The following is a 12,071-nucleotide window of genomic DNA, read 5'->3' on the forward strand; positions in this document are numbered from 1 at the left end:
AGTATAATGATATCACAGATCATAACTGCATTTCACTGCACTTTACTGCACTCTTCAGGCAATGCAATGTTTTTCAATGCCTCTCCGTGTATCTTATATATCGTTCTCGGAGAATAATTCATCTCTTCTGCAATGCCCTTAACATACTCTCCTGTGCGCTCGTCAAATCGGCTCTCCCAGCGCTGATAGAGCAGGTATCTGCGCTCCAGTACCTCTCGCTGTGCGGCATTTGGTACGCTGTCGATAACGCTCTCTATCTCGAATCGCTTTGCTATAAGCACATCTGCAAGCTCCCGCTGTCTGCGCTCGTAGTCCGCTATATCTGCGATGGTGCTTGACATTCCGTCATCGGCTGTGCTGTGGCTTGCGCCTGAGCCGTCATAGGATATGCCCTTGTACTCCAGCTGCGACCGCAGCTTGCTGACCTTTGCGCTGATGATATTAATGCGGCGCTCTATTTTGTACGCTTGGTTAAGATATTCTTTTGGGGTCATTCGCTGTCACCGTCCATTCTTGCACCGCAGTTAGGGCAGTAATTAAAAAATGCTAAATAGCCTTCGGTTTCAAAAGCATGTCCGCACAGCGAGCATATATGTACCCCGCTGTGTTCTTGCCATTCGCCATGTTTGATCTCCTGCACGTCTGCGGTAGGTTCGTCGTCGACTAGTTCACACAGATCATGATAAAGTTCCTCTGTGGTCTTGCCCCAATTAAATATACTGTCTGTTTGCGAGTCGATAGAATCCTTTAGCTTCTCAGCGTCAATATATCTTGCCATTATCTTACCTCCTCAATAATTCTCCCGCAGACGGGGCAGAAGTTAAAGCTTACTTCTTCGCCCTCTGCGGAAAGCTTTTCTTTCCATTCTGTTATTCCTGCGCAGTATTCACAGCCTGCATATTCCGCTCTGACTGCACCGTTATGCTTTGTTATCATCTCGTTGCAGAGGATAAGCTCCAGAGCCTGCAATGCGTATGTAAGCTTTTCTTCTCTGCCTTGCGCCTTGTTGATATTACTGACAAGCATTTGTCCTCTGCGGATATTTTCCTGCATTCGACAGGCTTGTACAAAAAATCTGCTGTGCATCTCCTTGCTGTGGAGATACTCTCGCTTGTATTCAGCCTGCTTGTCCTCGCAGATCTCTTTCGACCAGCCGTCGTGCCTGTTTTTGTATCCAAGCTTTGATAACTGTGAAAAATATTTGTACTCCTCAGCAGGATAGCCGTCATAGATAAGCCTGCCGTCTATCGCCATATCTTCATACCGTGCGAACTCTTCTTCGGACATTCTGTCAAAATCTATTTTTATAGTATCATCTCCTTTGCGGAGGGTCGTGGTGGGTTTCGGGCATTTTTAAAGAACTCTTTCTTTTTATATATATTTTTTTATTTTTCTAATGCGAAAGGTTAGAAAACCCCTCAAACCCACCACAAAAGACTAAACCCTCCACTCAGACCTGCTCGTCAAGAGCAAGCCCTGCATAGTAATTGTATTTTCTGCCTTTCACTTTTTCAAATCTTTTGGCTATCTCCAGTCCGAACTTAGTGTTCGACATCTTATATTCATTTCCGCTCTCTGCCCACCTCAGATATGCGGCATACAGTGCGCTCGACTGTACGCTCAGACCCTTGCCGACAGTACATCTGTCCTCAACGAAAGCAGAGATAACGTCCATTTCACGGCGGTACTCCCTGACCTCTTCGAGGACGGCACAGGGCATTTTAAGTCCCTCTTTCTGCCACAGCAGACAGCCTTCCACTGCCCAGCGGAATATGCCCGTAAGCTCCGCCGAAAGCTTGTATTTCAGCCTGCGGTCTATCTTTTCTTCGGGTATCTGCACGGTGAACGGTATCATATGTATCCTGCGCCATATGCCTGTATCTGTGCCTCTGATAATCGGCTTGTGGTTGGTCGCCATCCACAGCTTGAACTCAGGCTTGAACTCGAACTCGTCGCCGTAGAGCTTTCTCGCCGTAACGGTATCGTCACCTGTAAGCTGTTTTAAAAGTCCCTCGTTTATGCGCACTCCCTCGTTAGGCTCAACTGAGGTCACAAGCCTTGCGCCTTTAAGCCTTGCGATATCGCTGTTAATGGCTGTACTCTGATTGCTGCGCACCATTATCGTTTCGGGCTGGATATTTGCGGCATAGTCGCCGAAAATGGCTCTGATGATATCTATGAAAGTTGACTTGCCGTTGCGCCCTGTGCCGTACAGGAAGAATGCGCACTGCTCGGCGGTAGAGCCTGTGAGAGAATACCCCACAGCTTTCTGAACGTATCTGATAAGGTCCTTGTCCCCTCTGAAAATATCGTCAAGGAAAGCAAGCCAGCGGGGGCAGTCTGCGTTCTCCGAATACTCCACCGCCGTTATTTTCGTCAGATAGCTTTTCGGATCGTGAGGGGAAAGTCCGCCGTTTTTAAGGTCTATCACTCCGCCGGGGGTATTCAGTACAGACTTGAACCTGTCCATCTGAGAGGGCAGAACAGGGACATGGTGCATTACCTCGTTAAGCATAGCGTTCTTAGACTTGTTTGAACGGCAGGACTTCATATGCTTTTCAAAAGCCTTTGACATCTCCGTTCCCTCGTCCTCGTCAAGCTGAGCGTAGACCTTTGCCTCAGCCGCCATACAAGCCACAGCCTTGTCCGCAAGGCGCTTGACCGTACCTGTCATATCGGTACACCACTTTCTGCCGTCATACCACAGCCAGCGCTTGTCCGTATAGCAGTATCTCACCTTATCCCCGAAAAGGTCGGTAAAACGCATTGCATTGCCCGTATCATCGAAAGAATAAAGCTTTGTCCTGCCGTCCTTGTCCTCTTCCTGCTTTGCACCGAGAGATATCCCCTCGGACTTGTCTTTGTTACGCTTGAAATTCACCGAAAGATCTCCTGCTGTCCCAACTGTCTTCGGTGAATATACCTGCGTGCAGTCTGCGATAGCTTTCTGAATAGTGAGTGCGCCGTAGGTCGAACCCGACTGAGGTCTGTCCCACTTTTCACGCATAAGTCCCGAAGAGCGGAATATCACGTCCATTTTGTCAGCGTCACAGCCTGTCCAGAATGCAAGCATCGAGCAGAGCGCCATATCCGCCTCAGACTGAGAAGTGTATCCTGCGGTGCTTCCGCCGTAAAGGGAAACGAACTTTCCGCCGTTCTTTGCCCCTGCCGCCGCACGGACTATCTCGTCTGCGGTTTCAAGGCACACCGTTCTGACGGGTGCAGCCTGCGGCTCTTTTCCTCCGCCGATATATTTCTCATGGAGAGGTTTTATCACCTCGGTACACTCTGCAATGCCACCATATTCAGAGCAGGATATGCCTGTCATAACGAAAAATCTTCCGTCCTCATACATCTCCACATTGCCCCTGCGCCTGCCCTGTTTCGGGAGCGTTCCCCTGCATATGATATGTATGCCTTTTCCCGACTGAGATATCTCGGCATAGCTTTGCAGGGTGGAGATAAACTCGGAAATGATATTGCCGTCCTCACCCCTGCGGTATGCCTCAAGCTCTTCCTCTGCGCCGTCAATATCCACCCCGAAATATGGGCAGTTACCGAACATAAAGCCTATTCCCGAATACTTTGCCGACTCTCTTACGGCGGTATCGAAATCCGTCCAAGTCGATGGATTGTTGGACATTGCCCCTGCGCCTGTCAGCGAATCAACGGGAACTTTCCTCATCTTCCCCCTCTCCTCATCGGGAACAGCCTTCCAGCATATCCAGTTCGGCAGGAGTTTAAGTTCCTGCGGTATTTTTTCGTACATTAAACATCACCTTTAAAATGGTACGCCGTCATCTGAAAGCACTTCTTCAAAGTCGTCAAGTGAGCCTATGGCAGAGTTCGCATACTGCTGAGTATTCGCAAAACCTGTCTGCTGAGTGTTTGCAAAGCTGTCTGACTTCGGCGCAGAGGACTTGAACTTATGACGGCACTCAGGGTGCTTTGTGGGGCTGACAAAATTAATGCGTTCCTGCGGCTCTCCGTTTCTGTAATCAGGGTTTGATTCGTGTTTGAGGTTGACCCTTATGCACTTGTTCAGCAGGTCGGTGCAGTATGCTTTTAGGCTGTCATACTCCTTGCCGTCGGGGAGCTGCGCCGCCTTGCCCATTGCCATAAGCTGCGCAAAGTTGTACCCCTCAACCTGCATATCGTTCTCGTTCGGCTCGTGCTTTTTCCATATGGTGTGGAACAGGCAGGCATTGCCGTACTTCTGCCCCTGCACGTCATTTCTGATGACCAGCGTGAAGTTAAGTCTCATTGAACCTTTCTTCGTTGTGCGTTCCTCTATGGCTGCTATGATGCATTCGTAATCGCCCTCAGGCTTGATACCGTTCTGATAAGCTTCTGATTGATTTGACTTAAATCCCATTTTTTATTCCTCCGTTACTAATTTTACTGCGTCCTCTGCCGAGCGGCATATGCCTGCTACTGCTCCGCACTCACGCATTTTTGTTATGAACTTCTTCTGTTCAGGACGAATCCGCCCCGACTTTGTTTTGACCTCGATAAAGACAGCTTTGCCGTCCTTATGCCGCACACCGAACAGGTCCGAGAAACCTTTCGGCACTCCTGTGGTGAAATATCTGCCGTCAACAGTTTTCCCCTCGCCTACGTTCACACGAAAGATAGTGCAGTAAGGCGAAACCGCACAGCGTATCTCGTTCTGTATACTGTGTTCTTCTGTCAACCGATAAGCCCCCTTTGCCTTGCGATATGATATGCCCAGCCTGCCTTGTATCCGTGGTTTTTCGCATACTGCAAAAGCTCAGGATAGGTGTGACAGTCGGCAGGCGAACTGAAATCAAGCTTGAATCCCTCTACCTTTACAAGCCCTACGCTGCTGTCAGTTTCAAGCTTTCTTTCAGCTGAGGGGAACTCGTATCCGCAGTGAGGGCAGTATGCTTTCTTCCCCGCAGGCGGTGCAGAAAAGGTAAAGAAACATTCGGGGCATTGCTTCACCTTGTCGCTATGTTCCTGCTTTTTATGGGCGGTTTTCGGTTTTTTCTCTAAGCTCCATTCACGGTCGTCATCGGGCATACCGTGCCTTGCATAGTTGCCCACATGGTCGATTATGACGGCTCTTTTGTTGGGACGATAACGCATACATCTCATAGCCTGCTGAATGTAAAGGGTAAGGCTCTTTGTGGGTCGCAGAAGTATTGCGCACTCGCAGTCGGGAACGTCAAAGCCCTCTGAGATAAGGTCAACGTTGCACAGCACCGTTATGTCGCCCCTGCGGAAAGCGCCGATTATGCTGTCACGCTCTGCCTTTGGGGTAGAGCCGTCAATGTGCGCCGCCTTTATGCCGTTTTCGTTGAAAACCTCCGCCGTCCGCTGAGAATGTCTGACGGAAGCGCAATAACACACAGCCTTTTTGCCGAAAGCAAGCTGCTTGTAATACTTTATGACATCACCGAAAACAGTGTTTTTCACCATGGCTTTCTCTATATCCGCCGCCATATATTCGCCGTGTGAAACGTGAAGTCCCGTAAGGTCGGCAACGTCAGGGGCATAGTAATCATAAGGCGCAAGGCAGTTATGCTCGATAAGCCACTTTGCGGACACTCCGATGATAAGCTTGTCATTAACATCTCCCAGACCGTCACCGTTAAGGCGGACAGGTGTCGCAGTAACGCCCACCCTCGGCACATCTGAGAAGTATTCGTATATCCGCTTGTATGACTGAGCAAGGCTGTGATGATTTTCGTCCGTTATGATAAGGGCAGGTTTGGCAAGCTTTTTCAGACGTCTTGTAATGGTCTGCACCATACCTACCTCGCAGAGTTTCATATCAACTCCCCAGCGGATAAAGGTCTTTTTTATCTGCTCCACAAGCTCTCTGCGATGGACGAGGAAAAGCACTCTCTTGCCGTTAAAGGTCGTCCGTCTTGCCATTTCCGCCACGATGCAGGACTTTCCGCCGCCGCAGGGCAGGACGATACAGGGTGCTTTATATCCTGCCCGCCAAGCCTGCCGAACCTGCTCCACAAGGTCATTCTGATACGCTCTTAGCTGCATCTGACTTCTCCGCCTTTACACGTTTCAGCACGCACTTCATACATAGCTGCTTGCCGTAATTATTCACCGAACCGTCTATGATCTGCTGTACTGTGCGCTTGCCGTCTGAAGTTATGACTTTTCCGCACTCTGAACAGATATGCTCGTCAGCAAGGTGATAGTATGTTCTCAGCGCTTCATCAACAAGCTTCAGATCGTTGCTTATATACACGCTGTCAAACAGCCCGATAGGACTTTTGCAGGTGTCCGTGCCGTCCGTCTGAGTAGCGAAAAGATACTTGCCGTCAACCACAACAGTTTTCAGCACAGTTGTGAACATACCCTCAACAGTTATCTTTTCATCAAGCAGCTTGCCGATAGTTTTAGCTTTCTGTCTGCCATCGTCCCCTGTATCAAGGTGATTGAGAAAATACACGATAACGTCCTCCGGAAGCATTTCAACGCTTCTTACAAGCTCCCAGAAATTCTTTGCAATGTCGGTAAACTTCTGAAAACCAGTTTCCTTTGCACGGCGCATAAACTCATTCACCATAAGATACTGGCTGTCGTCAACTGCTATGGACTTCGCCGTCTGAGTTTTCATAAAACGCTCTATCTCTCCGTAATTGTCAGTATGTATCACCGATTTGAACTGTGTGCGGAACGGAAGCTGTTTTCCGTTCACATTTACAAGAGCAAGTTCGTCCTCCTTAAAATTTCTCAGGGAAGCAGATTTGCCACTTCCTGAAAATCCTAATACAAGTATTGCAAGTCCCATTCTCTTTTCCTCCTTACTTTATTATCAGCGACTTTGTTCTGCCAAGTGTAACGTTCGGTATGCTGCCCCCTGCCTGCAGGAACTTTTTTACCTCAGTCTTTGCTATTTCGGGGGCTTTGTATCTCAGCAGTTCGTCATGGTTATTTTCCGCCCACTCGATAAAGGCTTTCTCGTCCGCTATCATCGCAGATTCGGCATTGTTCCTCAGAGTTATCTTCGCCATAGGACGTTCTATCTTCGTGAGGTTCACCCTCTGCATACAGTTCATAAGATACGCTTTCAGGCTTTCGGCACGTTTTGACTTCTGCTCCCTGCGCTTTTTGAGAACGTCCTCTTCCGTTTTGAGCATATCCGCTTCGGCTTTGAGCGTCTTGATATACACCGCAACATTTTCCGCCTTGTCCGCAAGATCGATCTCGATACCCTCAAGAGTATCGAACCAAGCCTGTTCTGCGTCAGCCCGCTGTTCGTCAGTAAGCTCTGTGTTCTCCGTCATATCTTCAAGGCTGTCAAAAAGCAGCTGAAAATCATTGGCTATCTCGTAAAGTTTCATATGTCAGCACCTCTCCAGTTTATTTGTTATTATATCTGCAAGCTGTCTTGCTTTCTGTGTAAAAAGCCCGTAATTTCCGCTGTCACTGTGTTCGGAAACGAAAGCGCAAAGTCTGTTCACGCTGTCAACAGCGGTGGAAAGATAAGCCTTGAAGACAGCTTTATCGTCCTGTGCAGGAGCAGTATCAGCCTTCCCCGCAAGCTTTTTTTCATACTCAGCCTTAGTATTTTCAAGTTCCGTTTTCAGCTGTGCAAGCTTTTCCTGCTTGTCCTTTTCAGCCTGCTCGGCTTTCTGCAAAAGCTCTCTGCGGTCTTTAAGGCTGTCCTCTTCAAGCTTTGAATATTTCTCCGACCAGTCAAGATCAACACGCCGCATAGCGTCTTTGAGGTTTGCCACCTCTTTGCTGTCCGTTTCCACAGCCACCTCGATAGGACGGCTTTCAAGATCCTTTATCTCGGCTTCAAGCTGTGTTACCTTTCTTTTCATTTCAAGCACCTTTTTATCCGCCATAAAGACCTGATGACTTGCCTCTGCATTCGACTCCATGGCTCTGTCACGCTCGTTCTGCAAAATATCTATTTTTGCTTTGAGTTCCTTGACAGTAGTGTTTTCAAGGTCGGTGTTCTCGGTCATTTGTGTACGTTCGTCCTCGGAAAGTTTGGAAAGCAGAGTAAGTTTTTTAACTCCGATCTGTAACCTCGAGGTTACAAAATCCTGTGGCAGATTTTCAGCAATCGAAATGTACCTGTATACATTCATCTTTGAAAACCCTGTTTCCTGCTCGCAGTAATTCCCGAAATCCGAATATCCCAGCTCCTTGTAAAGCCTGCTGTCCCTCATTTCCTTAAAGCCCATACACATATCGTAAAGGCTCTGCTGCGCAAGCTGAGCCGAGGTCTTTATCCTGCGGTCAAGCTCCTGCGCTTTTATGTAATCTGCTGATAGTTCGTTCACGCTGTTTTACGCTCCTTTCGTTTCTCAGCAAATACCCTGTCAAGATACTGCTGATACTTCTTTTCAAAGTTCTTTATCTTCTGCGGCTTGTCCTCACCGCCGTTATGTACCACGTTGTTTCTATATCCTCTGCACTGCACGATACCGCCATACTTGCTCACCTCAACAGTATAGTAAGGCTTGTCAGGCTCAGACACTTTCCGCAGAAACATTATGCTGAGTTTTCCCATAGCGTGACGTTCTGCATATCCGCCCACGCAATGCTCCAATATCCTGCCCTCGTCCTCTATCTCCTGCAAACTGTGGGGCTGTCTGATAAGCAAGCCGTCTGCCGAAAATTCAAGGCTGACACGCTCCGCAAGCCTGCTTGTGAAGTTCTGCAAAACAAGCTCGTCATGCTCGTAATTGATCATTTTAGTGAGCCTGTTGTGCATTGTCCAGAAGTCGTGGGGCAACGCTATCATTGTATCGTGAATGTTGTATTTAAGCGTTTTACATTGATCGAGATAGTCGCCGTAATCAAGTGGTCTTATCTCCTGCTCATTTATGTATCGTGCCAGTCTTTGCGGTGTAAGACCTGTTGTCTTTACAAGACGTTCAAGGGTGCCGTGTTCGTCCTTGAAGATCTTTGCGATATACAGGATATCTTCGGGTTTCAGTTTCGGATATTCCTCACGATAGTCAAGATATTGTTCCCAGAGGCATTCATTGCCTTTGAGCGTCTTGAACTCTGTCCTGTTTAAGCCAAGCATTTTCAGCAGGTCATTGCTTTTCCAGTTTATACGCTGAGAAAGCAGAAACTTTTCCTGATATCCCCACCAGCCTGTGTAAGCCACATCTGTCACATCATAACCCTGCTTCATAAGATACTCAAGGTTAGGGTGCTTGCAGCATGCGTGCAGATAGCACATAAGCATATTGCCGTGATAAAGCTGATACTGACTATACCGCATATCTGATTCGTCTATGGCTTTGATATTCAGTACCGAATAGGAATCATCATAGTTATATCCCATACAGCTTTTGTAAAAGACAGGCTCACGAAAATCGGTGCGCACGGACCAGTTAACGCCGTTGTCACTGCCGTATCTCACAGAGCCGTCTTTAGCAAAGACATAGCGCTGTCGCTCCACGATCTCACCCTTTGAATATCTGTGAAAGCAGCGTGCGAAAAGTTCAGCACCTCTTGTGAGGAACACCACATAATTTTCAGCGCCCTTGCCTTTCATTTTTTTCAAGAGTTCTTCACTCACCGCAGGGAAGCAATAGATAAGAGCCTCTTTTCTCGCCTTTTTCATACTGTCACCTCAGAAGTCCAGCAAGCTGTCGAGGGACAGGCTGACAGGCGGTCTTACAGTTTCTTCATCGTCCGAGCCGTCACCTAAGTCGATAGTCATATTGAAATGAACGTCCGCACCCTTGAAGTAAAAGCTTACGGCTCTGCGGTAGACCTCGATATCTGAGATACTTCCGCCTGCGCCCTTGACAGCATTTTCAACGCATTGGGCAAAGGTCCTGTCCGTCTGCAATACAGCTTGGGCAAATTCCTCATTCTGCTCACAGAAAGTTTTGAGAGCGTCAAGGGTAGGCTTTGCAACTGCCTTTGCACGGCTGCCCAGCTTTGCAGCTGACAGCTCCTGCGACAACTTGTCCTGAGCTTTCTTTGCGTTAATGTTCATTGCTGTCACCATCTTTCAGTTCTTCAAGTTTACACCTTGTGCTGAATATTTTTCCGTATACCTCACCGATATCAAAGGCTCTCTGCTCTTGCGGTGACATTCCTTCATAGATAGTAAGTATATCTGTGCAGGCTTCGTCAGCGGTATCATACGCTTGACAAATCTGCTCTTTTGTGCTATCATCAAGGTGTGCTAAAATTTTTTTCGTATCGCCAAGCGATACCTCCGAGCTTGTATCTGTTACCGCAGGTGCAGGCTCGTTTTCTTTTATGTACTCAGTTAAATACACAACACAATGATGTTGTTTGCCATAAAGTGGGCAGCCACAGCAAGTGATAGTGTCACCATTGCAGTGATCCACCGCCTTTTCAAACTCCTCTTTCGTTATCATTATTATCACTCCTTAAATCTTTGGAACAGGCTCAACGCTGATATAGCGGTCGCCGTTGTAATCGAACTTCACTATTCTCTGCAAACCTTTGTCACTGAGCATTTTCTCAGCCTGCTTTACTCCGTCCTCGAACTGTTTGTGTGTCTTGAAGAACTTGCAGCTACGGCAGTATTCCTCTGTGGGTGTTACGTTCAGCACTCCGCACTCAGGCTTTTTCTTGCCCGTCAGAAACGTGCAGAAATGCATTGAAAGTGTGTTGCGTGGCGGTTTAACATTAGTGTTCATCATTATCGCTCCTATCTGTATTATCATTATCCTTATCGTCCTTCGAGCCTGCGAAAAATGCTATTACGGCTGCTGCGGTGACGACTATCATTCCCGCTATAAGTACGATGTCCATTTTCTTATTCCTCCTTATACATCTTTCCTCTGACGGCATATGTGATCTCTCCGTATGAATGTGACAGCTTGTCCGTCAGTTGGTCACGCTCCTGTTTTAGCTGCTCATTTTCCGCCGCAAGCCGCTTGCGCTCGTTCTGGTCTGCCTCGTACTTAAGATTATCGTACACCCAGCATACCCACAGAAGCAGCACTGATATTATCAGCATTGCCAGGAAAAATGCGCTGTCGCTCAGTATCATGGGGTTCAGCTCCTTTCAAGTTTCAAGGGCAAGCGCCCTCAGTTTTTTCAGACGTTTTTCATAATCGTCTATGTCAATGCCCCAGACCTTGTATGCGATCCTTGTGTTTATAGAGTGGGGCAGCCATGACTTAACGCCCTGCTTTGCCATTTCTTCCTTGACCGCTCTCTTGATCTTGATAGTCTGCGTTTCGCCTGTGCCGAACAGCTCCTTGATATCCGCATTGGTTATTTCGGGCTTCTCATAGTATAGGCGTACCGCAGTTTCGATATTTGGGGATCTCATTTAGTTTACCTCCTTCACTGACGCTATATGTTCACCTGTGCGGCATTCATAGCCTGCCTTGCGAAGTGCGTCTATTGTACTGTGCGCTGATACGCTGACTACTCGTGTTTCGCTATACTCAGTCGTGAACTCGATCTGATATGTTTTGGTCATTTTCTCACCCTCTCTCCATACTCACTTATTAAGATCAATACCAAGCAGCTTATCAGTTGTGACATTAAGTATCTCTGCGAACTTATTCAGTGCGCTTAAAGGCATATCTCCTTTATCTTCCCAGTTATAGAAAGTCTTTCTCTCAATGCCTGCTTTTGATGTCAGCTCGCAAAGCGGAATACGCTTTCTTGCGCATTCTGCACGAATGTTATTAAACACCTCTGCCATATTCTCACCTCACTTCATTCATTAAAAAGGTTATTAAAGCTGTCAGGGAAAACAAAAGTCCCAGAAGTTCAAACAGCTTTATTACAAGTTTTAAAATACTTTTTCTGCTTTCTCTCATATCTTGACAAATGGTCAGCCGTATGATATACTGAACAGTACAGCGGAGCTTTTCGCTCCGCCTGCACTATTTTAGTGCTTCTATCAGAATAATTATCCAGCCTACCAGCGAAATTATCCTGATCAAGAGTTTTTCGATTTCCTCCACGATCTCGGAAAACTCTTTTATTTTGTCTTTAAGCTTGACCATTTGTGTTCACCTCCGTTCTATGTGTATATTATAACACGTTATGTGTAAGTAGTCAATGCATTTTCATTAAAAACATACACGAAATATGTAACTAAAATT

General features: G+C 47.3%; 20 protein-coding genes. All 20 read right to left on the reverse strand.

Annotated elements, in window-relative coordinates:
* Nucleotides 1-32: 32 nt before the first annotated feature.
* On the reverse strand, nucleotides 33-494 hold the full coding sequence (locus Q0E19_RS04495; RefSeq protein WP_294407823.1) for a hypothetical protein: 462 nt from the start codon (nucleotides 492-494) through the stop codon (nucleotides 33-35).
* Nucleotides 491-778 carry a hypothetical protein gene (locus Q0E19_RS04500; protein ID WP_294407824.1) on the reverse strand — a complete coding sequence of 96 codons (288 nt, stop codon included), beginning with the start codon at nucleotides 776-778 and terminating at the stop codon, nucleotides 491-493. Before Q0E19_RS04500 ends, Q0E19_RS04495 begins: the two co-directional genes overlap by 4 nt.
* Nucleotides 778-1,287, reverse strand: coding sequence for a hypothetical protein (locus Q0E19_RS04505; RefSeq protein WP_294407825.1), 510 nt, complete (start codon nucleotides 1,285-1,287; stop codon nucleotides 778-780). Before Q0E19_RS04505 ends, Q0E19_RS04500 begins: the two co-directional genes overlap by 1 nt.
* Before the next feature lie 163 nt (nucleotides 1,288-1,450).
* On the reverse strand, nucleotides 1,451-3,769 hold the full coding sequence (locus tag Q0E19_RS04510) for a phage/plasmid primase, P4 family (RefSeq protein ID WP_294407827.1): 2,319 nt from the start codon (nucleotides 3,767-3,769) through the stop codon (nucleotides 1,451-1,453).
* A gap of 12 nt (nucleotides 3,770-3,781) precedes the next feature.
* Nucleotides 3,782-4,375, reverse strand: coding sequence for a DUF669 domain-containing protein (locus Q0E19_RS04515; RefSeq protein ID WP_294407829.1), 594 nt, complete (start codon nucleotides 4,373-4,375; stop codon nucleotides 3,782-3,784).
* Nucleotides 4,376-4,378: 3 nt separating this feature from the next.
* Nucleotides 4,379-4,693 carry a VRR-NUC domain-containing protein gene (locus tag Q0E19_RS04520; protein WP_294407830.1) on the reverse strand — a complete coding sequence of 105 codons (315 nt, stop codon included), beginning with the start codon at nucleotides 4,691-4,693 and terminating at the stop codon, nucleotides 4,379-4,381.
* Nucleotides 4,690-6,024 carry a DEAD/DEAH box helicase gene (locus tag Q0E19_RS04525; RefSeq protein WP_294407831.1) on the reverse strand — a complete coding sequence of 445 codons (1,335 nt, stop codon included), beginning with the start codon at nucleotides 6,022-6,024 and terminating at the stop codon, nucleotides 4,690-4,692. Before Q0E19_RS04525 ends, Q0E19_RS04520 begins: the two co-directional genes overlap by 4 nt.
* Nucleotides 5,999-6,781, reverse strand: a complete 783-nt coding sequence (locus Q0E19_RS04530; RefSeq protein ID WP_294407832.1) for an AAA family ATPase — start codon at nucleotides 6,779-6,781, stop codon at nucleotides 5,999-6,001. Before Q0E19_RS04530 ends, Q0E19_RS04525 begins: the two co-directional genes overlap by 26 nt.
* A 13-nt stretch (nucleotides 6,782-6,794) precedes the next feature.
* Entirely contained in the window at nucleotides 6,795-7,334 is a 540-nt protein-coding gene (locus Q0E19_RS04535; protein ID WP_294407834.1) for a siphovirus Gp157 family protein, read from the reverse strand.
* A 3-nt stretch (nucleotides 7,335-7,337) separates the two neighbouring features.
* On the reverse strand, nucleotides 7,338-8,288 hold the full coding sequence (locus Q0E19_RS04540) for a hypothetical protein (RefSeq protein ID WP_294407836.1): 951 nt from the start codon (nucleotides 8,286-8,288) through the stop codon (nucleotides 7,338-7,340).
* Nucleotides 8,285-9,586: a PcfJ domain-containing protein gene (locus tag Q0E19_RS04545; RefSeq protein WP_294407837.1), complete on the reverse strand. Its 1,302-nt coding sequence runs from the start codon at nucleotides 9,584-9,586 to the stop codon at nucleotides 8,285-8,287. The genes Q0E19_RS04540 and Q0E19_RS04545 overlap by 4 nt, the downstream gene beginning before the upstream one ends.
* 9 nt (nucleotides 9,587-9,595) lie before the next feature.
* Nucleotides 9,596-9,967 (reverse strand): hypothetical protein, encoded by a 372-nt coding sequence (locus tag Q0E19_RS04550; RefSeq protein ID WP_294407839.1) that lies wholly within the window; start codon nucleotides 9,965-9,967, stop codon nucleotides 9,596-9,598.
* Nucleotides 9,957-10,358, reverse strand: a complete 402-nt coding sequence (locus tag Q0E19_RS04555) for a hypothetical protein (protein WP_294407840.1) — start codon at nucleotides 10,356-10,358, stop codon at nucleotides 9,957-9,959. The genes Q0E19_RS04550 and Q0E19_RS04555 overlap by 11 nt, the downstream gene beginning before the upstream one ends.
* Before the next feature lie 12 nt (nucleotides 10,359-10,370).
* Nucleotides 10,371-10,670: a hypothetical protein gene (locus Q0E19_RS04560; RefSeq protein WP_294407841.1), complete on the reverse strand. Its 300-nt coding sequence runs from the start codon at nucleotides 10,668-10,670 to the stop codon at nucleotides 10,371-10,373.
* On the reverse strand, nucleotides 10,633-10,758 hold the full coding sequence (locus tag Q0E19_RS04565; RefSeq protein ID WP_294407842.1) for a hypothetical protein: 126 nt from the start codon (nucleotides 10,756-10,758) through the stop codon (nucleotides 10,633-10,635). Before Q0E19_RS04565 ends, Q0E19_RS04560 begins: the two co-directional genes overlap by 38 nt.
* Before the next feature lie 4 nt (nucleotides 10,759-10,762).
* Nucleotides 10,763-10,999 carry a hypothetical protein gene (locus Q0E19_RS04570; RefSeq protein ID WP_294407844.1) on the reverse strand — a complete coding sequence of 79 codons (237 nt, stop codon included), beginning with the start codon at nucleotides 10,997-10,999 and terminating at the stop codon, nucleotides 10,763-10,765.
* A gap of 15 nt (nucleotides 11,000-11,014) precedes the next feature.
* The gene (locus Q0E19_RS04575) at nucleotides 11,015-11,284 is read right to left on the reverse strand and encodes a hypothetical protein (protein WP_294407846.1); all 270 of its coding nucleotides are present in this window, start codon (nucleotides 11,282-11,284) and stop codon (nucleotides 11,015-11,017) included.
* Complete coding sequence (locus Q0E19_RS04580; protein ID WP_294407848.1) at nucleotides 11,285-11,437, reverse strand: hypothetical protein; 153 nt, start codon at nucleotides 11,435-11,437, stop codon at nucleotides 11,285-11,287.
* A gap of 21 nt (nucleotides 11,438-11,458) precedes the next feature.
* Nucleotides 11,459-11,665, reverse strand: a complete 207-nt coding sequence (locus Q0E19_RS04585; RefSeq protein ID WP_294407849.1) for a helix-turn-helix domain-containing protein — start codon at nucleotides 11,663-11,665, stop codon at nucleotides 11,459-11,461.
* Nucleotides 11,666-11,849: 184 nt separating this feature from the next.
* Nucleotides 11,850-11,972 carry a hypothetical protein gene (locus Q0E19_RS04590; RefSeq protein WP_294407851.1) on the reverse strand — a complete coding sequence of 41 codons (123 nt, stop codon included), beginning with the start codon at nucleotides 11,970-11,972 and terminating at the stop codon, nucleotides 11,850-11,852.
* Nucleotides 11,973-12,071: the final 99 nt, after the last annotated feature.

Source organism: uncultured Ruminococcus sp., assembly GCF_934476685.1.
Classification (GTDB): domain Bacteria; phylum Bacillota; class Clostridia; order Oscillospirales; family Ruminococcaceae; genus Hominimerdicola.